This is a genomic window from Rhodococcus sp. p52 (assembly GCF_000763325.2).
Taxonomy (GTDB): Bacteria; Actinomycetota; Actinomycetes; order Mycobacteriales; family Mycobacteriaceae; genus Rhodococcus; species Rhodococcus pyridinivorans.
Genome location: NZ_CP016819.1, coordinates 2,148,617 through 2,168,205, shown reverse-complemented (window position 1 = coordinate 2,168,205; position 19,589 = coordinate 2,148,617). Strand labels below are relative to the sequence as shown.

17 protein-coding genes and 1 pseudogene are annotated in these 19,589 nt (G+C 68.0%); 14 read left to right on the top strand and 4 right to left on the bottom strand.

Annotated features, from left to right (window positions below):
- The first annotated feature begins 68 nt into the window (after window positions 1–68).
- The 4 genes and pseudogenes from IM25_RS10080 to IM25_RS10065 all read left to right on the top strand — a co-directional run bounded on the left by IM25_RS10080 (window position 69) and on the right by IM25_RS10065 (window position 3,245).
- Window positions 69–647, top strand: coding sequence for a GntR family transcriptional regulator (locus tag IM25_RS10080; protein WP_232333436.1), 579 nt, complete (start codon window positions 69–71; stop codon window positions 645–647).
- Window positions 644–1,993: pseudogene (locus tag IM25_RS10075) on the top strand (NCS1 family nucleobase:cation symporter-1). Before IM25_RS10080 ends, IM25_RS10075 begins: the two are co-directional and overlap by 4 nt.
- Window positions 1,994–1,999: 6 nt before the next feature.
- Entirely contained in the window at window positions 2,000–2,671 is a 672-nt protein-coding gene (locus tag IM25_RS10070; protein WP_033096808.1) for an aspartate/glutamate racemase family protein, read from the top strand.
- Between the two features lie 139 nt (window positions 2,672–2,810).
- Window positions 2,811–3,245 (top strand): GNAT family N-acetyltransferase, encoded by a 435-nt coding sequence (locus IM25_RS10065; RefSeq protein ID WP_033096958.1) that lies wholly within the window; start codon window positions 2,811–2,813, stop codon window positions 3,243–3,245.
- A gap of 50 nt (window positions 3,246–3,295) precedes the next feature.
- Here IM25_RS10065 and IM25_RS10060 read toward each other — a convergent pair whose 3' ends face one another.
- Complete coding sequence (locus tag IM25_RS10060) at window positions 3,296–4,162, bottom strand: oxidoreductase (RefSeq protein WP_033096809.1); 867 nt, start codon at window positions 4,160–4,162, stop codon at window positions 3,296–3,298.
- Complete coding sequence (locus IM25_RS10055; protein ID WP_051121583.1) at window positions 4,152–5,141, bottom strand: alpha/beta hydrolase; 990 nt, start codon at window positions 5,139–5,141, stop codon at window positions 4,152–4,154. The genes IM25_RS10060 and IM25_RS10055 overlap by 11 nt, the downstream gene beginning before the upstream one ends.
- A gap of 174 nt (window positions 5,142–5,315) precedes the next feature.
- Between IM25_RS10055 and IM25_RS10050 the strand changes: the two genes are divergently transcribed.
- Window positions 5,316–6,236: a pseudouridine synthase gene (locus IM25_RS10050; protein ID WP_024103044.1), complete on the top strand. Its 921-nt coding sequence runs from the start codon at window positions 5,316–5,318 to the stop codon at window positions 6,234–6,236.
- 28 nt (window positions 6,237–6,264) lie between these two features.
- On the top strand, window positions 6,265–6,771 hold the full coding sequence (locus tag IM25_RS10045) for an SRPBCC family protein (protein ID WP_006551738.1): 507 nt from the start codon (window positions 6,265–6,267) through the stop codon (window positions 6,769–6,771).
- 46 nt (window positions 6,772–6,817) lie between these two features.
- Here the strand turns inward: IM25_RS10045 and IM25_RS10040 are convergent, their stop codons facing one another.
- Window positions 6,818–7,363, bottom strand: coding sequence for a flavodoxin domain-containing protein (locus tag IM25_RS10040; protein ID WP_033096810.1), 546 nt, complete (start codon window positions 7,361–7,363; stop codon window positions 6,818–6,820).
- A 163-nt stretch (window positions 7,364–7,526) separates the two neighbouring features.
- Between IM25_RS10040 and IM25_RS10035 the strand changes: the two genes are divergently transcribed.
- Both IM25_RS10035 and IM25_RS10030 read left to right on the top strand, forming a co-directional pair.
- A complete protein-coding gene (locus tag IM25_RS10035) occupies window positions 7,527–9,059 on the top strand; it encodes a CYTH and CHAD domain-containing protein (protein ID WP_006551740.1) in 1,533 nt (510 codons plus the stop codon).
- A 148-nt stretch (window positions 9,060–9,207) separates the two neighbouring features.
- Entirely contained in the window at window positions 9,208–10,101 is an 894-nt protein-coding gene (locus IM25_RS10030; protein WP_006551741.1) for a universal stress protein, read from the top strand.
- Window positions 10,102–10,171: 70 nt separating this feature from the next.
- On the opposite strand, the gene IM25_RS10025 is transcribed toward IM25_RS10030, so the two are convergent.
- The gene (locus IM25_RS10025; RefSeq protein ID WP_033096811.1) at window positions 10,172–11,683 is read right to left on the bottom strand and encodes a bifunctional aminoglycoside phosphotransferase/ATP-binding protein; all 1,512 of its coding nucleotides are present in this window, start codon (window positions 11,681–11,683) and stop codon (window positions 10,172–10,174) included.
- A 162-nt stretch (window positions 11,684–11,845) separates the two neighbouring features.
- On the opposite strand from IM25_RS10025, the gene IM25_RS10020 reads away from it, so the two are divergent.
- The 6 genes from IM25_RS10020 to IM25_RS10000 all read left to right on the top strand — a co-directional run bounded on the left by IM25_RS10020 (window position 11,846) and on the right by IM25_RS10000 (window position 19,584).
- Window positions 11,846–14,248, top strand: a complete 2,403-nt coding sequence (locus tag IM25_RS10020; RefSeq protein WP_050993517.1) for a glycerol-3-phosphate 1-O-acyltransferase — start codon at window positions 11,846–11,848, stop codon at window positions 14,246–14,248.
- Entirely contained in the window at window positions 14,245–15,675 is a 1,431-nt protein-coding gene (locus IM25_RS10015; RefSeq protein ID WP_065996008.1) for an HAD-IB family hydrolase, read from the top strand. The genes IM25_RS10020 and IM25_RS10015 overlap by 4 nt, the downstream gene beginning before the upstream one ends.
- A complete protein-coding gene (locus IM25_RS10010) occupies window positions 15,676–16,794 on the top strand; it encodes a lysylphosphatidylglycerol synthase transmembrane domain-containing protein (RefSeq protein ID WP_006551745.1) in 1,119 nt (372 codons plus the stop codon).
- Window positions 16,795–16,878: 84 nt separating this feature from the next.
- Window positions 16,879–18,483 (top strand): sodium-dependent transporter, encoded by a 1,605-nt coding sequence (locus tag IM25_RS10005; RefSeq protein WP_065996007.1) that lies wholly within the window; start codon window positions 16,879–16,881, stop codon window positions 18,481–18,483.
- The gene (locus IM25_RS25415) at window positions 18,480–18,587 is read left to right on the top strand and encodes a methionine/alanine import family NSS transporter small subunit (RefSeq protein WP_006551747.1); all 108 of its coding nucleotides are present in this window, start codon (window positions 18,480–18,482) and stop codon (window positions 18,585–18,587) included. Before IM25_RS10005 ends, IM25_RS25415 begins: the two co-directional genes overlap by 4 nt.
- A 169-nt stretch (window positions 18,588–18,756) precedes the next feature.
- Window positions 18,757–19,584 carry a hypothetical protein gene (locus tag IM25_RS10000; protein ID WP_033096813.1) on the top strand — a complete coding sequence of 276 codons (828 nt, stop codon included), beginning with the start codon at window positions 18,757–18,759 and terminating at the stop codon, window positions 19,582–19,584.
- Window positions 19,585–19,589 lie beyond the last annotated feature (5 nt).

The following is a 19,589-nucleotide window of genomic DNA, read 5'->3' as shown; positions in this document are numbered from 1 at the left end:
AACACGACGGGACTACCTTCGCGGAGTCGAGCACTCGCATTCCGGGGACGAAGGAGGAGGACCCGGTCGTGGCACCACGCCGTAGATCCGCGTTGCTGGACGAGCTCCGCGTCGACGTACCGGGCCGCCCGCAGGACGTGATCCTCGAAGAGTTGCGCCGCGCCTTACTCTCCGGAGCCGCACCCCCGGGCACACCGATCCCCGTCGGGGAGGTCACGGAGCTGTTCGGGGTGAGTCGCATCCCGGTCCGGGAAGCACTCGAGACCCTCATCGGCGAAGGTCTCGTGACCCACCGGCATAACCATGGATACATCGTCGCCCAGCTGACGATCGCGGAGCTGCGCGAGATGTATTCAGTCCGTGAGACTCTCGAATCGGCGTCGCTCACGGCGGCCGTGCGCCACGCCACCGAGGAGGACGACCGGCGCGTCGAAGAGTCGCACCGTCTTCTCGAATGCGCTGTGCAGGAAGGCGACTCGCGTGGCTATCACCGCGAGAGCCGGGTACCTCTCCGGCAATATCGCTCCATTACGGTCTGCACATCGGAATTCACCACCGCCGTTGATGTTCCGTCGATCGATTCGACTCCGCCCACCGGGCTCGCACCGGGACACGGGCGGCTCCCCCTCGCACAGGAGCAGGCATGACCGAAGTGCTGACACCGAGCGCCGGCAACGTCCCCGCCGCAGCCCCGCCGCCCGCGACCGGATACGACCCGCGGTTGACCAACGACGACCTCGCCCCGCTGAAGAACCAGCGGTGGGGTTCGTACAACATCTTCGCGTTCTGGATGTCCGACGTCGACAGCGTGGGCGGGTACGTCACCGCCGGAAGCCTGTTCGCTCTCGGTCTGGCCAGCTGGCAGGTCCTCGTGGCCCTGCTCGTGGGCATCACGATCGTCTACTTCTTCTGCAATCTCGTCGCCAAGGTGTCGGCCCCCGAGACCGCCGGAACGCACTAGCCCAGCCAGGTCACGGGTGCGCCCTCTCCGGTGATCTGCCGCAGCGTCTTCGGCGTCCTCGGTGCGAACATCCCCGCGATCATCCGCGGTCTGATCGCGGTGGCGTGGTACGGGATCCAGACCTTCCTCGCCTCGGCGGCACTCGACGTGGTGCTGATCAAGCTGTTCCCTTCGCTCGCACCCTATGCGGTGGTCGAGGACTACGGGTTCGCCGGCCTGTCCGCACTCGGATGGGCGAGCTTCCTGACGCTCTGGGTGCTGCAGGCCTGCGTGTTCTGGCGCGGCATGGAGTCGATCCGGCGGTTCATCGACTTCTGCGGGCCGGCCGCCTACGTCGTGATGCTCCTGCTGTGCGGTTATCTGATCTCCCAGGCCGGTTGGAGCGCAATCGATCTGACCCTCGGTGAGGTCACGCACACCGGATGGGCGTCGGTGCCGGTCATGCTCGGCGCGATCGTCTTGGTGGTCTCGTACTTCTCCGGCCCGATGCTCAACTTCGGCGACTTCTCCCGGTACGGGATGTCCTACGCCGCCGTCAAGAAGGGCAACTTCCTCGGTCTGCCGGTGAACTTCCTGGTCTTCTCGCTGCTCGTGGTGATCACCGCGTCGCTCACGCTGCCCGTCTACGGCGAACTGATCACCCCGTGGAATCTGTACGACAACCCCGAGGTCATCCACTACACCCTGGAAACCCTGGGCGCGTTCATCGGTCCGCTGTTCGGCATCCTCATCGCCGACTACTACCTCGTGCGCAAGCAGAAGGTGATCGTCGACGACCTGTTCACGATGTCGGAGAAGGGCGCGTACTTCTACCGCAAGGGCTACAACCCGGCCGCGGTGATCGCGACCGTCGTCGGCGCCGTGGTAGCGATGATCCCTGTGCTGTTCAACGATGCGCCCGGCATGGGAACCGCCGCCCAGTACAGCTGGTTCATCGGCTGCGGTCTCGGTTTCGTCGTCTACCACCTGCTCGCGACCCGCACCCGCCTCGCAGTCCGTCTCCCCGACCGGGTCGCACAGGAAGCAGTCTGATCCTCCATGTTCATCAAGGTCGTCAACCCGAACACCACGTGGTCGATGACCGCCACGATGGGCCCACCCTCGATCGAGAGCCACTACGACGAGGCGCTCGCCGTGCCGGGCATCCTCACCGAGATCGAGAAGGGCGAACGCGACAGCGTCGACGGCTATGTCATCGCGTGCTTCGGCGATCCCGGACTGGACGCGGCGCGCGAGCTCGCCGGTGGGCCCGTCGTCGGCATCGCCGAGGCCGCCATGCGCGCCGCCGCGGTCCTGGGGCGCGGCTTCTCCGTCGTCACGACGCTGGCTCGCACGACCGGACGCGCGTGGGACCTCGCGCACCGCTACGGTATGCGCGACGCGTGCCGGGGCGTGCACGCGTGCGACCTGCCGGTGCTGGCCCTCGACAGCGATCCCGACGCACGCAGGATCGTCACCGAGGCGTGCCTCGACGCCCTGAGCGAGGACGGTTCCGACACCATTGTGCTCGGCTGCGCCGGGATGGCCGACCTGTGCGCCCACATCTCCGCGGAGATCGGGGTGCCGGTGGTCGATGGTGTCGCGGCCGCGACGCTGACCGTGCCGTCGCTGTTCACGATGGGCCTGGCGACCGGCAAGCGAGGAGAGTTCGCGACGCCCCCGCCGAAGCGCTATGCGGGACTGCTCGACGGGTTCACGACGGGCGGGTGAAGCCCCGCCCCACCGTCACAGCCGGGTGAAGCCCCGCCCCACCGTCACAGCCGGGTGAAGCCCCGCCCCACCGTCACAGCCGGGTGAAGCCCCGCCCCACCGTCACAGCCGGGTGAAGCCCCCCCCCTACGATCGGGACGTGCTGTCCATCCACCATGCCCCGTTGAGGAAGACCGACCCCGAGAGTCTGTATCGGATCGTCGCTCTGCGGACCGATGTGTTCGTCCTCGAGCAGGGCATCACCAGCGAACCTGAACTCGACGGCCGCGATCTCGACCCGACCACCGAACTGTTCTGGACGCGGGAGGGTGACGAGGTCCTCGCGACGCTGCGCGTGCTCCACGACGACGGGGACGTCGCCCACATCGGCCGTGTCGCCACCGCCCGGCACGCACGCGGGCGCGGCCTCGCCGCGGAGCTGATCGAGGCGGCGCTCGGGACCTGCCCGGGGGTGGTCGACATCTCGGCGCAGGCGTACCTGGAGCACTGGTACGCGCGATTCGGGTTCGTGCGCACCGGAGCGAACTACCTCGAGGCGGGGATCGACCACGTGCCGATGCGCCGCATCCCGTGACCGCGGGGCGCCCGTCGGGCGGCGGTCACGGGGTGCGGGTGACGACGCTATCAGCCGATCTCGAAGTGCACTCCGGTGAGCTTCTCCGACAATTCCCACAGCCGCGTCGCGGTCTCGCGGTCGCGGGCCCGACGCCCCACGGTGGCGACACCGGGCGCTCCGTAGAGCAGGAGACGCGGACCGATGTAGCCGCCCGCGATGCCCGGATCGGAAGCGGCGAGCACGACCGATTCGGCTCCCTGATCCGGGGTGCGCTGCAGGATCGTCTTGCCGAAACCGAACAACCGGTCGAACCACGTCCCCGTGTGGCTGCCCACCTCGGTGGCCGCGTAGCCCGGATGGGCCGCGACGGCGCGCAGCGGTGAGCGGGCGGCGGCGAGGCGTCGTTCGAGCTCGAGCGCGAACAACAGGTTCGCGAGCTTCGACTGTGCGTACCCCGCGGCGCGGTTGTACGGGCGGCGCTCCCAGTTGAGGTCGTCGAGATCGATCCGGCCTATCAGGTGGGCGGCGCTCGACACCGTGACGATGCGGCCGGTGATACGCGGCAACAGCAGTCCGGTCAGGGCGAAGTGTCCGAGATGGTTCGTTCCGATCTGCATCTCGAACCCGTCGGCGGTGCGACCCAGCGGTACCGCCATGACCCCGGCGTTGTTGACCAGGACATCGATCCGGCGATCGGCGAAGGCGTCTGCGAAGGCACGGATCGCCGAGAGGTCGGCGAGATCGAGCGACATCATCTCGGCCCGGGGGCCGATCTCGTCGGCGATGCGCTTGCCCCGGTCGACGTTGCGACCGGCGAGGACGACGGTGGTGCCGGCAGCCCCGAGGGCGCGAGCCGTCGCTTCGCCCACACCGCTGGTGGCCCCCGTCACGACGACGGTGCGGCCGACCAGCGATGTGGTGGCGTCAGGCGCCAATCGAGGACTTGAGCATCGGGAGCATCGCCCACAGCTCGTCCTGCCAGTAACCCCACGAATGGGTACCGACGATCGGGAACGAGAAGTGTGCGGTATCGATACCCAGGGTCAGCAGGCGCACCTGGAAGGCGCGGTTCTGCGTGCGGGCGAGCGCTTCGAGACCCATGGCGTTGGTCGTGTTGAAGCTGCCCACGAGCGAGTTCGGCCGGTCGTACTGGCCGGGCAGACCGCTCGCCGCGGAGACCCACATCGGCAGTCCGCGCATCTGCGGCGCCGCGACGAACGGGTCGTGACGCAGCCACGCCGAGTCCCAGGGCGGTCCCCACATCGCGTCGGCGTTGTATCCGCCGGCGTCGAGCATGGCGAGACGGATGGCCTCGCGCATACCGGGGGCCGAGAGGTTGAGGTAACCCGAGAGGGAGCCGGCGAACTTGAACTGGTCGCGGTGGTAGGCGGCCAGGATCAGCGCCGCGTTACCGCCCATCGACAGGCCGACCACCGCGTTGTTGTTGCGGTCGATGCCGTAGACGTTCGCGAGATGGTCGGGGAGGTTCTGGGTGAGGAAGGACTCCCACTTGTAGGTGTAGGGCTGGCCGTTGAAATTGCTCGGCGCGTACCAGTCGGCGTAGAAGCTCGACTGTCCGCCCACCGGCATGATCACGTTGACGCCGTGATCGGCGAGCCACGCCGCGTTTGTCTCGTGTTCCCAGCCGCTCACATCGTCGGTGGCGCGCAGACCGTCGAGCAGATAGACGGCCTTGTTGCTGCCGTTGTTCGCCCGCCAGATGCGTACCTTGATCGCCCCGACCCCACCCGGGGCGGCGACCATGTCCTCGTGGAAGCGATCATACGGATCGGCCGCAGCCGTGCCGGCGCCGAGCCCACTGAACGCGAGCGCCAACGGAAGGACCAGTGCCGCCACCAGCAGCCGCACGAGAGCGCGTCCCCCCCGCCGACGTGTTCCGGTTTTCGCCGACATCGTCACAACATGCTCCCCTTGCACTCCAGTAACATTCTTCACTTCCGTCCCAGGGTATCGACGGTGCAGAAACCTTAAGCAGGCTTGCACACAATCGTTATCGTGGAAAGTCCGGCAGCGTTATCGTCGGGCCTTCGGCGCTCGCATTCCGGGCGCACCGCTAACCTCCGACCCGTGCCCGAAGCTCCCCTCCCCGTTCGCGACGGCCTGAACCCCACCCGCCTGCGACTGCCGGAAAATCCCAGCTGGGAGACCATAGCGGAGTTCCTGCTCACACGCTTCCCGAACGATGCGGCGCGCATCGCGGAGAAGATCGAATCCGGCGAAGTGGTCGTACAGGACGGCACAGCGGTCACATTTTCGACCCCGTACGTCCCACGCGAATTCGTGTATCTCTACCGTGATCCGCCCGCCGAACCGCGCGTCCCCTTCGAGATCGACGTCCTCCACCGTGACGAGAACCTACTCGTCGTGGACAAGCCGCACTTCCTGGCGACCACCCCGCGCGGTTCCTGGGTGACGGAGACCGCCGTGGTCCGGTTGCGCAAGGATCTGGACCTGCCCGAACTGTCCCCCGTTCATCGGCTCGATCGGCTCACGGCGGGCGTCCTGGTGTTCACCGTCCGGCGCGAGGCGCGACGCGCGTACCAGATGCTGTTCGACCGGCGTCTCGTCGAGAAGGAGTACGAGGCGATCGCCCCGGCCGCGCCGCGCCTCGACTTCCCTCGCGAGGTCCGCAGCCGCATCGTCAAGGAGCGCGGCGTGCTGCAGGCCCGCGAGGTCGACGGTCCCGTCAACGCCGTGACCTCGATCGAATTGGTGGACACGGCCGACGACCGTGCGCGTTACCGTCTGCGTCCCGAGACCGGCCGGACGCATCAACTCCGGGTACACATGAACTCGCTCGGAATCCCCATTCTCGGCGACAACCTCTATCCGGAGGTGTACGAGCTGGAGCCACAGGATTATTCGAATCCGCTGCAGCTTCTGGCCAGATCCTTGTCGTTCCACGATCCGATCACAGGTCGGCCGACCCGCTTCGTAAGCCGACGAAACCTGGCAGCATGGAGTAACAGCACACCAGGACCCCGCTGACCGGCGAGTTCTCGTCTTGGAGGTTTCCATGGAAATCGGCAGCATCTCGCGTACCTATGACGGGCGGGTGGCCCTGCGGTTCGAACGCTCGTTCCCCCACCCGCCGGAGAAGGTGTGGCGGGTCCTGACCGATCCGCAACATCTCCGCGCCTGGTTCCCTGCCGACGTCGAGTTCGCGCTCACACCCGGCGCCACACTCGAATTCCGCTCGACGCAGGAACAGACCCGCCGTTTCGGCCTGCCCGAAGGGCACACCAGCATGGGCAGTGTCCTCACGGTGCGGCCCGCACGGATCCTGGAATACCTCTGGGACACCGACGTTCTGCACTGGGAACTCACTCCGGACGGCTCCGGCGGGTGCTGGCTCACCCTCACCCACACCACCGACGACGAGGAGGACGCCCTCGCACACGGCGCCGCCTGGCACGCCGGGTTCGAGGTGGTCGAGGCCCAATTGGAGGAACGCCCGGTCGACTGGTCGATCTGGGACCGCGCAGCCGAACTGAGCACGCACTACCAGGGCAGCTCGGGCTGATCGCCCGGCTCGGGACTCGGGCCGATCACCCGGGTGGAATATCCGCCTAGCGGCGCGCCCCACGTCGCGCGGGAGCCGAACCGATGCCGTCGAGGTCGCGCTCCCGCGCGGTCGTGCGCCCCACGATGCGCGCACCCCAAGCACCGATCGCGTCCCAGTCCCGGAAGTCACCGGAAGGGGCGCCGACCATCCTGACGACCATCCGTTCGCCGGTGCCGAGCACCGCCGGATCCAGCTTCCCCGGGAAGGTGCGATGTTCGACGGCCTCGATGCGTTCGGCGACGGCGCACGCGTCGTAGCACGTGTTCACCGACCTCCCGCCCGAGGCGACGGGACCCGACGAGAACAGGTAGACGTCGCGTTCGCGCAGTTCGGCCGCGTGCCGGTCGGAGAACTCCCGCGCGCTGCGCAGCCAGCGACTGCGGTAGACGGCGCTGCCGAGCACCACGACGTCGTACGCGTCGACCTCGTCGACGTCCTCGGGCGCGTTCACGTCGACCTGCGCGCCGTGGTGGCGCATCGACGCGGCCAGCGCAGTCGCGATCTCCGCGGTCGAACCGTGCCGACTGGCCACCGAAACAAGAACCTTCATCACTACCTCCGGACCCGCGTCGAACCATGATCACCCCGAAACCGGGCCTTGACCAGGGCCGAAGTGCTCTATGCCCGGTATCGGCAGATCACAGTCGGACGAATCCCCTCATATCGGACCGCGTGGCAAGGTGGAGGCAACACGCACCGAGAGGAGCAGATGGATGCCCAGCACATCGTCGGCGACCGTCGCGGAGGAGGCGGAACGCAAGTACTCCGCCACCGGCGACCGGCCGCTTCCGGACCTGACGGGACTGCCGTCCGTCGATGCGATCGACGTCGACCGGTTCGAATTGTCGGCCCAGTACTACGACACCGCCGACCTGTGCCTGCTGCGCTCGAAGATCACGCTCCGCAGGCGCGAGGGCGGCGACGACGCGGGATGGCATCTCAAACTGCCCTCCGGTGTCGACACCCGCACCGAACTGCACTTCCCCCTCGGCGACGACTCGGCCGAGGACGTTCCCGCAGACCTCGGATCCCTGTTGCGCGGCATCCGCCGTGGCGCCCCGTTGAGCCTGGCCGCTCTGCTCGTGACCCGACGACATCGGCACCGGCTCCGGTCGTCCGACGGCGGCTTCGTCGCGGAGGTGGTGGTCGACGACGTCGACGCCGTGCGCAGCGCCGACGGATCCGAGATCCGCTGGAAGGAGATCGAGGTCGAGTGGAATTCCACCCTCGGCGACAAGACGATCGGCCGATTCCTCACAGCACTCGAGGAACGCTTCGCGGCCGTCGGGATCACCCGTTCGGAGAGCCCGTCGAAGCTCCACCGCGTGCTCGGCGACCTGCTCCCCGCCCGCCCGCCGATCGCGAAGGGCCTGATCCCGGTACGCGACTATCTCTCGAGCGAACTGCACACCCTGGGTTTGTCCGACATCGCCGTCCGCCGCGACGCACGCGACGCGGTGCACAGCATGCGCAAGGCCGCGCGGCGTCTGCGCAGCGCACTGCAGACCTATTCCGACGAGATCGTCGTGGATCCCGATCTCGTCGACGAACTCCGTTGGCTCGGAAGACGTCTCAGCCCGTCACGTGATCTCGAGGTCCAATGGGAACGGCTCACGGATCGCGTGGCCGACATCCCGGTCGAATCGCACCGGGAAGCGACGAGAGCCCGTATCGACGAGTACTTCTCGGCACGGTCGGAGGCCGCCCGCCTCGAAGCAGTCGACACACTGGACTCGGACCGGTACGTCGGGCTGCTCACCCGCCTCGACGCGGCGATCACCGACATAGCGCCCGCCACAGAAGCGGCGGGGGCACGGCCGAAAGTGGCACGGAAGGAACTGTTGCGCGCGGTCGCAGCGCTGTCGAAAAAGGTCTCGCGCCGCGTCGACAGGGTCGGCGACGCCGAGAACCCGGCGGAGCGCGACGCGCTGATGCACCGGGCACGCAAGGGCGCCAAACGGATGCGGTATGCCATCGAGGTGATCGCGCCGCTGCATCCGAAGCGTTCCGGGCGGATCCTCGACCGATTCGACGACTTCCAGGATCTGCTCGGTGAATTCCAGGACTCCGTCGTGGCGCGGGAACACCTCCTGGACATGCTCTCCGAGCAGGGCCACACCGCCGAGACCAGTTTCGGGCTCGGGATCCTGTTCCGGATCGAGACCGAGATCGGCGACGCGCAGGCCGCACATCTGGACAGCGGATGGCGGAAGGCATACCGCGCCGCTCGCCGATTGTGGACCTGATCGAGGCCGGAAGGCTCTGGTCGGGGCCTCCCCGATCGGGGATCATGAAGATCGTCGACACCGGGTCACGGCCGCGTCGTGGCGGTAACGTGGCCTCGGGCCGACCTGCGCGCGGGAAGCCGCGCGTCGCAACGAGAAGGAGACATCCATGAGCACACCGAGCACCCGCAAGGCAGTCGTCGCAGGCGTCGACGGCTCCGAAACGGCTGTAGCGGCAGCGCGGTGGGCCGGTGCCGTCGCGTCGCGCATCGGAGCACCCCTCCACCTCGTGCACTCGATGCCCCCGGAGGGCATCTTCTACAGCGAGGCCGCAGTGCTCGTGCAGTCGCAGATGATCCAGCAGCTCGAGGAGGACGGCAAGAAGCTCCTCGCCGACGCCGCCGAGCGAGTCCGCGCAGATCACCCCGAGCTCGAGATCAGCAGCTTCATCGGTCCCGGTCCCGCAGCCAAGTCGCTGCTCGAGGCCGCCGAGGACGCACGCCTGGTCGTCATGGGCGCCACCGGCGCGGGTGCGCTGGAGAACTTCCTCCTCGGCTCCACCGTTCTGCGCGTCGCGAACCATGCGCCCTGCCCGGCGGTCGTGTGGCGCGGCAACACCGATTCTCCGCTGCCCGATTCCCGGCCGATCGTCGTCGGTGTGGACGGTAGCGAATTGTCCTCTGCCGCAGTCACTCACGCGTTCCATCTCGCGTCGGCCCTCGGGGTTCCGCTGCGGGCAGTGCACTCCTGGCTCGGTGACGCCGCACTCGGTGTCGGCGCCACGGCTGCGCTGGTCGATTGGGATGCCGTGGAGACCTCGGAGACCGCGGTTCTCGCCGAGACGCTGGCCGGCTGGAGTGATCGCCACCCCGAGGTCACCGTCGAGCGTGTGATCGACCGGGGCCCGGCCTCGAAGGTCCTGCTCGCGCACCTCGACGACGCCCAACTCGTCGCAGTCGGAAGCCACGGACGTGGCCAGTTCCGCGCCGCCCTGCTCGGATCCACGAGCCAGAACCTGCTGCACAAGGCTCCGTGCTCGGTGCTCATCGCCCGCAAGGTCTAGAACCGATCGTTCCGGTCCGACGGGGATCGCTTCGACGAAGCGATCCCCGTTCACTGTTCTCGGGGCGCGATCACCAGGGCGCTGGACCGAGCATGCTCTCCAGTCGCGCCGCGTCGACGGTCTCGACACCCGTATCGATCGCCGCTGCCTCCGGCCACGGATCCCGCCGGCGGAGTTGCTGTTCGAGCACGGCAGGGGTCGCATCGGAGGCATCGTCGCCGCGCTCGGCTCGGGATGCCATCCGTTGCAACAGGATTCCCTTGTCTGCACGGCACTCGATCTCGATCACATCCACGGAAGCACCGTCCGCGACCTTGCGGGCCGCGTCGCGCTGCCCGGACGACAACCAGGTCGCGTCCAGCACGACGGATCGTCCCCGGGCCAGAGCGGTCTCGGCACGGCGCAGCAGTTCGCGGTAGGTCGCCTCCGAATGCGTCGGTGCGTACAGACCGGCATCCGTACCGTCGCCGGTGCGGTCGGTGGGTTGCAGACCCGCCAACTCCTTGCGGACGATGTCGCTGCGCACTACGTCCGCTCCGAGATACGCACCGACCGTGCGCGACAGTGTCGTCTTGCCGGTCGCGGAGACACCACCGACGAGCACCATGCGCACGCGTCCCCGGTCGAGATGTCCCTCGAGCAACTCGACGAGACCGGTCGCCGTTTCCCGCGCCGCTGCATCACCCTGCTCGTAGCGTAGGGCGGTCACCTTCGCGCGCACCAACGCTCGATAGGCGATGTAGTGGTGCACGAGAGAGGAGGGCGGGTGATCGCCCGAGACCTCACCATATTGCTCGAGCAACCGCCGTGCTGCGGGTTCGGCACCGAGACGTTCGAGATCCATTGCGAGGAAGGCGAGATCGAGTACTGCGTCGCCGTAGCGCAACTCGTCGTCGAACTCGAGGCAGTCGATGATGCGCGGACCGTCGTCGAGACAGAAGATGTCGTCGGCGAGCAGGTCGCCGTGTCCGTCCACGGCCCGGCCCGCCGCGATGCGTTCGTCGAACAGCACCGCCCGGCCGGCGAGGTAACGGTGCACGGACTCCCGGATCCGCGTCAACGCCCCGGCACGATCCGCCCCTACCTCCAGCCGGCCGAGATGGTCGAGACTGAGATCCCACAGCTCGGCGACGAAATCCGCGGAGGCACACCGGTCGATCTCGGGACCGTGCGGCGAGGAGGCGTGCAGTGCGGCGACCTGCTGTGCCACCTCGTCGATCACCACCGACACGTCCTCACCTCGGCGGACCGCGGCGGCCAGGCGCCGGTCGTCGGGCAGCCGCACCATTTCGACGAGGTGCTCGCACAACTGTCCGTCCGGGCCGTGGACGTCCGCGACGCCCAGATAGACGTCCGGTGCGAGACGCCGGTTGAGCTCCACCTCCCGGTGGCAGATCCGTTCACGGGCCTCACGCGTGCGGTTGTCGAGGAAGCCCAGGTCGAGCGGCTTCTTCAGTTTGTGCACGCGCTCGCCGACGAAGAAGACCACCGACGAATGCGTCTCCCTCACCCCCGCGTAGCCGACACCCTCCGGTCCGGCACCTGTGGTCACTGCGCCCTCCCTGTCGTCGGTGGCTCCCACCGAGTCCTCTCGTCCACCATATTGTCGTTCAGACACTCCCCCGGTGCATCTGCACAGCGCCCACCGGTGCATCCGCACAGTGTGTGTTCTCCTCCGGATCGCCCGAACGAACCGGCCGCGACAGGTAGCTTTCACACCGAGGTGACTTCTGGACGGGGTGAGATGAGAAACGATCAACCGAGCCGGGTACGAGGAGACGACACCGTGCGGGCGGACGACGGACCCACGGTGGCGGTCCTCGCGTACACGACGGCTCTCGAACGAACGATGATCGAGGATTGGCTGCGCTCGGACGAGCTTCCCGCCGAGTACCGCACGCCGACCCGCCCCGAGTCGCTCGACCTCGACTCACGGGTGCTCACCGAGGAGCTCGTGACCCGCACCGACGATCCGCTGATCCTGCCCTTGCGGATCGTGTGGCTCCCGGCGGAGCGCGACGGTGCGCGGCGTATCCGGTTCGCCGACGTCCTCGCCCTCACGAACCCACGCAATCCGAATCTGCTGCTGCAGAAATGGCTCGTGCGCAAGGGTGCCGACCGCTACCGGATCGTCGTCGCGAAACCGGCCCGCCTGTCCGAACTGCGGGACGCGCTCAGGGCGGAGGGCGGTGACGGTGACGACGGGGCACTCGCGCGGTACGTGACCCGTCGCGCCGTCGTCGCGCTCGAACGCGCGGAGCGAGCGGTGATCGGCGACCGCTACAAGGTCCCGCGGCTCGTCGCCGCCCAGATCATGGACTCGCCGATCTTCCGGCGCCGTCTCGACGAGATCGCCGCCGAGCACGGCCTCTCGCGCGCCGAGGTCGAGTCGCGGGCGCGCAGTTCCCTCGACGAACTCGTGGCCGTGCAGTCACGATTGGTCACCGACCTGTTCACGCAGGCGATGCGGCCGTTGCACGCGTCGGCATGGACCGTGCACGCCGACGAGGCCGGTCTGCGCGCACTGCGCGAGTCCAACCGCCGGTACGCCCTGGTCTTCCTCCCCTCGCACCGGTCCTACGCCGATGCCTTCGTGCTGGGCGACATCCTGGCGGCGAACGATTTTCCCGGCAACCACATCATGGGCGGGGCCAACCTCACCTTCTGGCCGATCGGTCCCGTCGCCCGCCGCACCGGCACGGTGTTCATCCGGCGCAGCTTCGCAGACGACGACGTCTACAAGGCCGCGCTCGAGGAGTACTTCGCGTTCCTGCTGAGCAAGCGGTTCAACCTCGAGTGGTACTTCGAGGGCGGCCGGACCCGCACCGGCAAGCTCCGGGCCCCGCGCTACGGATTGCTCAGCTACGTCGCCAACGCGATCCGCGGCGGACGCGTCGAGGACGCGATGCTGGTGCCGGTCTCGATCACCTACGAGGGACTCGCCGAGGTCGCGGCGGTCGCCGCCGAACAGACCGGCGCGACGAAGAAAACCGAAGGCCTGGGGTGGCTGGTGCGCTACGCCCGCAATCAGCGCAAGCGGGCCGGGAACGTGTACGTGCGGTTCGGCGATCCCGTGTCGATGCGCGAACTGCTGGTCGCCGGTGGGGATCCGGACCTGACCGCACCGGCGCCGGCAGCCGACCCGTCCGCGGCGCCGACGGATTCCGAGGAGATACGGGTGCTGCGCCGCAAGGCGCTGCAGAAGGTCGCCTTCGAAGTCGCGGTCGGCATCAACTGCAACACTCCGGTGACGGTGAACTGCCTGGTCACCCTGGCCCTGCTCGGTGTGCGCGACCGCTCGCTGACGCTCGAGGAGGTGCGGGCCGTGATCGCACCTGTCCGCCGTTATCTCGATCGCCGCGGTGTCCCGCAGGGCGGGCTCCACATCCTCGACGTCGAAGGTGGGCTCGAGGACGTGCTCTCGTCGCTCACCCACGCGGGGGTGGTCACCACCTACGCCGGCGGGGAGGAACCGGTCTACTCGATCCAGCCGGGTCAGCATCTCGTCGCGGCGTTCTACCGCAACAGCGGCGTGCACTGGTTCGTCAACCGGTCGATCATGGAGCTGGCCATCCTCTACGCGCACGCCAATCTCGGTGACGATCCTGTCCGGGTGGCGTGGGAGGAGGCGAAGAACCTGCGCGACCTGCTGAAGTTCGAGTTCTTCTTCCCCGACCGAGACACCTACGAGACCCAGATGCGCGACGAGCTCGCCTTGCTCGTCCCGTCCTGGGGCGACACGCTGCCGACGAAGGACGAAGCGCTGACCGGTCTCGTCGAGACCGGCTTCTTCATGTCGCACCGCACGCTGCGGTCGTTCTTCGACGCGCAGCTCGTCGTCGCCGAGCGCCTCGCCGTCCGGGATCCGGAGCTCGAGGTCGACCGCGCCGCCTTCCTGTCCGAGTGTGTGGCGGTGGGCCGGCAGATGCTGCTGCAGCGCCGCCTGTACGGGCCGGAATCGGTGTCGTCGGAGTTGTTCGCGTCCGCGCTCGACCTGGCGCGCAATCGAGGATTGCTCGACCACGACGAGGACCCCGAGACCGTCCGCGAGCGCAGGAAGGCATTCGCAGCGGAGCTGTCCGAGTTGGCCCAGCGGGTCGCGCTGGCCGAGTCGCTCGACGTGTCGAACAGAAAGGTGGAACGGTGAACCTCGAGCAGGCCCTCGAACGGGTGCGTACGGGTCCGCAGGGACCCGAGGTGGCGGCCTTCTTCGATTTCGACGGCACCATCGTGCACGGCTTCTCCGGTGTCCACTTCTTCCGCGACCGGGTGCTCGCCGGGAAGGTCTCCGCATCCGAACTGGCCGCGACGATGATCAACGGGATCCGCGGGACGGAGACCGAGGAGGACTTCGAACGCTTCGTCGCGATCGCCTTCAAGGCGTGGCGCGGTCACACCGAGGACGAGCTCTACGAGATCGGCCGCCGGCTGTTCATGACGACGATCGCCGGACACCTCTATCCGGAGGCGTGGCAACTCATCGGCGCGCACCAGAACGCGGGCCACACGGTGGTGATCGCCTCGTCGGCGTCCCGCTACCAGATCCAGGCCGCCGGGGACGCGCTGGGCGTCGAGCACATCCTGTTCACCCCACTCGAGGTCGAGAACGGTGTGCTCACCGGACGGGTCGACGGGAAATCGTTGTGGCGCAGCGGCAAAGCGGAGGCGGCACGCAATTTCGTCGAGACACACGGCATCGACGCCGAGGCCAGCTACACCTATTCCAACGGTGGTGAGGACGTGGAGTTCCTGGCCGTCGCCGGCAACCCCACGGCCACGAACCCCGATCGCACTCTCACCCGATTCGCCATCGAACGCGACTGGCCGATCATGCGGTTCCGGCCGCGCGGTACGCCGGGCGCCCGCGAACTCGTCCGCACCGCCGCCGCCTACGGCGGGATGTTCGGCTCGGTGTGGACGGGTCTCGGTCTCGGTCTGATCAACCGCAGCCGCAAGACCGCGCTGGACTCGATCATCAGCATCGGCACCGAGGTCTCCCTGGCCCTCGCCGGAGTGAACGTACGCATCGTCGGGGAAGCGAATGCGTGGGCCGCCCGGCCGGCGGTGTTCATCTTCAACCACCAGAGTCAGCTCGACCCGGTGGTGCTGGCCAAGGTCCTGAGGCAGGACTTCACGGGCGTGACGAAGAAGGAGATGGCCAACGACCCGTTGTTCGGGCCGCTTCTGCGGTTCGTCGGCGCCACCTTTGTCGACCGCACGAACACCGAGCGGGCGGTTGCGGCGCTCGGACCCGTCGTCGACACCCTCCGCGAGGGGACGTCGATCGTCATCGCCCCCGAGGGCACACGCTCGCTGACCCCGGCGATCGGCAGGGTCAAGAAGGGCGCCTTCCACATCGCGATGCAGGCCGGTGTCCCGATCGTGCCGGTCGTGATCCGCAACGCCGGCGAGATCCTGTGGAAGCACTCGACCCTGCTGCGGTCGGGCACCGTCGATGTGGCGGTGCTCGAACCGATCGACGTGAGCGGCTGGTCGCGGGAGGACCTCGGTGAGCACATCGCCGAAGTCGAGGACCTCTACCGCCGCACGCTGTCGAGCTGGCCCACCGACTAGATGACGAACGAGACCGTGACACCCGAGGAGCCGGACGACGGAGCCGACGAGAGCCCGCACGGTGAGAGCGGGCCGCTCACCCCGAAGCGACGCCGGTATCTCAAGTGGATCGTCGGTGCTCTGCTCGTCGTGGTGCTCACCGTCGAAATCGTGCTCGTGTGGCCGGAACTGTCCGACAGCGTCCGCGGCCTCGGGCATCTTCACTGGGGCTGGGTCGCGGCAGCGGTGTTCGCCTCGATGGCGGAGATGTCGACCTTCGCACGGGTGCAGCGGGCGCTACTGTCCGCGGCGGGTGTGAAGGTCTCGCAATGGCAATCGCTTTCGGTGGCCCTCGCGGCGAACTCCATGAGCGTGACCCTGCCGGGCGGACCGGTGGTCGGGACGACCTTCACCTACCGACAGATGCGGCGCTGGGGCGCACCCCCGGTGGTGGCGACCTGGCAGCTGGTCATGGCCGGGCTCCTCCAGGCCGCCGGACTCGCACTGCTCGGCATCGTCGGCGCTCTGCTCGTCGGCGCCAGCAACAACCCGTTCTCGCTGATCTTCTCGCTCGGCGGTCTGCTGCTGCTGGTCGTGCTCATCCAGTACGCGGCCGGCAATCCTGGTTCGTTCGAATCGATCGGCCTGATCGCCCTGCGGAGCCTGAACCGGTTGCGGAAGAAGCCGGAGCAGGCGGGGGCGCGAGCGTGGCGGAAGATCGTCGGCCAGCTGAGCGCGGTGCAACTCGATCGTCCTCATGCGGCCCGCGCGTTCGGCTGGTCGCTGAGCAACTGGGTATGCGACGGTGCGTGCCTGGCGTTCGCCGCATACGCGGTCGGTGGCGCGCCGAGCCTGGCCGGTATCGCGGTCGCCTACGCGGCCGGAACCGCCACCAGCCGTGCCATCCCGCTGCTCCCCGCCGGTCTGGGTGTCATGGACGCCGTGCTCGTGCCGGCGCTCACCGCATCCGGCATGACCGGCGCGCAGGCCCTGTCGGCGGTGGTCGTCTACCGGTTGATCAGTTTCGTGCTCGTCGCCGCGGTCGGCTGGATCGTCTTCGCATTCCGCTACCGGAACGTCGGCGAGGAGGGGGACGAGGACGAAACTCCCCCGGACCTGCGGCTCTGGGACGACGACTGAAGGCGCCGACCCGAAAAGATCGCCCGCGCGCCGGTCGGGGCGCTAGCGTTGTCCTCCATCCGGATGAATGGAGGGACGAGGTTCGTGGCACAGCACGAGGTCACACGTAAACGGGAAGTCTGGTCGGGCCGGTCGGTGTTCATCATGGCCGCAATCGGCTCGGCGGTCGGACTCGGCAACATCTGGCGCTTCCCGTACATCGCTTACGAGAACGGTGGTGGCGCATTCCTGATCCCGTATCTGGTCGCGCTGCTGACCGCGGGTACCCCCCTTCTCCTGGTCGACTACGCGATCGGGCACAAGTTCCGCGGATCGCCGCCGCTGGCCTTCCGCAGACTGCGCCGCGGCGCCGAGTTCATCGGCTGGTGGCAGGGGCTGGTGTGCTTCGTCATCGGCGTGTACTACGCGGTGATCGTGGCCTGGGCCGCGCGGTACACCTTCTTCTCGATCACCGAGGCCTGGGGCGACGACCCCGAAGGCTTCTTCATGAGTTCGTTCCTGAACCAGGACACCGATGCGACCTTCGGCCTGAGCTTCGTGCCGGGCGTCGCGTGGACGCTGCTGCTGGTCTGGATCGCGACGCTCGCGGTACTCGCTCTCGGCGTCCAGCGCGGTATCGGCAACGCCAATCGGTTCTTCGTGCCGTTGCTGGTCCTGCTGTTCGGTGCGCTCGTCGTCCGGTCGCTGACCCTCGACGGCGCGACCGCCGGTCTCGATGCGTTCTTCACCCCGAACTGGTCGGCGCTGACCGACACCGGGGTGTGGATCGCGGCGTACGCGCAGATCTTCTTCTCGCTGTCCGTCGCCTTCGGCATCATGGTGACCTACGCGTCGTACCTGAAGCGCAAGACGAACCTCACCGGTTCGGGTCTCGTGGTCGGGTTCTCGAACTCGAGCTTCGAGGTGCTCGCCGGCATCGGCGTCTTCTCCGCTCTCGGCTTCATGGCCCAGGCGCAGGGTGTCGAGGTCGGTGAGGTGGTCGCGGGCGGTATCGGCCTCGCCTTCATCGCTTTCCCCACGATCGTCTCGGAGATGCCCGGCGGCCCGCTCTTCGGTGTGCTGTTCTTCGGTTCGCTGGTCTTCGCCGGGTTCACGTCGATGATCAGCATCATCCAGGTGACCGTCTCGGCCTTCCAGGACAAGACGGGCCTCGGCCGGGTGCCGGCGGTACTCGCCATCGGTGGTGTGTCGGCAATCGTGTCGCTGCTGCTCTTCCCCACCACCACCGGCCTGAACACTCTCGACGTGGTGGACCGCTTCGCGAACCAGTTCGGCATCGTGGGTGTCGCCTTCGTGGCGCTCGTGGTGGTCGCGTGGATCTATCGTCGTCTGCCCGAACTCCGCGACCACCTCAACTCGGTGTCGTCGTTCAAGGTCGGCACGGGCTGGATGGTGTTCACGGGCATCATCACCCCGCTCGTCCTCGGCTACATGCTGTTCAGCGAGATCCGCGACCGTGTCCGCGACGGCTACGGCGGTCTTCCCGACAGCCTGGTCACGGCCTTCGGCTGGAGCGTGCAGGCCGGCGTGATCATCCTCGCCGTCCTCCTGACGTTCATCCCCTGGCGCAGGGGAATCGACGAGGAATACGAGCTGGACGAGAACCGTCCGCCCGCATCCGCCCAGGCGCCTGCTTCGTCCGGTGCTCCCTTCCCCGGACCCGACTCGTCCACAGGAGGTACCCGATGAGCACAGCGGCCGTCGCCATGATGATTCTCGCCCTCGTCACGCTGTGGGGCGGTCTCCTGCTGAGCATCCTGCATCTGCGTAAGCATCCGGACGATCCGGACTGATCATCCGCACCACCGACTCACATGGGTGTCGGTTCGGTAACACCACGGGGCGGCGCTCTGGCCGGAGCGCCGCCCTTGTGGTCTCCTGGAGCGGTCGTACTCTAAACCTCTAGTTTAGAGTTAGGTAGAGCCCGTCCGGGTGTCACGACCCACAGGAGGAGAACCCCATATGAGCCGCAGACACCGCAATCGGATGCGTCGCATCTCGGCCGCCGCAGCCCTGACCGTCGCCGCAGGTCTGGCGCTTCCCACCATCGCCGGCGCCGAACCCGCACCCACGGACCCGCCAGCACCGGCGGAAGCGCCCGCCATGAGCCCGCTCGTGAGCTCGCTCGAGGCTCTCCGCGCGCTGCCCGGCGTCGATCCCACGACTCTCGCTGCCGCCGAAGCGATCGCGAACGCACGCGGAAGCGCTGTCGACGCGGCCGAAGCGACACCGCTCGGCGCCTACGAGGACGGCATGGAGTTCCTGCGTCGCCTCGGCGTCGAACCGTTCCTCTACCCCACCGGCGCACCGTTCTGCACGGCCGACGGCGACCTGCCGCTGGGCACCGTGCCCGCCGTTGCGGGTGCTCTGCCCGGGCCATGGCCGAACCGCAGCCTGTCGCCGCTGCCGGGCACCCTGAACGTCGTCTCGCCCGGTGAGACGCTCTTCGCGTTCGTCCCCGTCGGCCTCGAGGAGGACGCCGACACCTCGGGCATCCAGCTCGCGTGGTTCAACGTCAACACCTTCCAGGGTGGCTTCGTCCCGATGGGCACGCCGGAGGAGACCGCGGCGGGAGCCATTCCGGCCGGCCTTCCCGTCCAGGCCCGCGGCATCGTCGAGCAGGCCATCACGACCTTCATCGCCGACACCCTGCCGCTGGGTGGCGTGCGGGTCGCGCCGGTCGAGACGGGGTCGGGCACCGTGCTCTCGGCCGTCTTCGGCAACGTGCGCAACGGCGACACGCAGTGCTTCTTCCTGCCCACGATCGGCATCGTGGACGTGCCGGCCTGATCGAA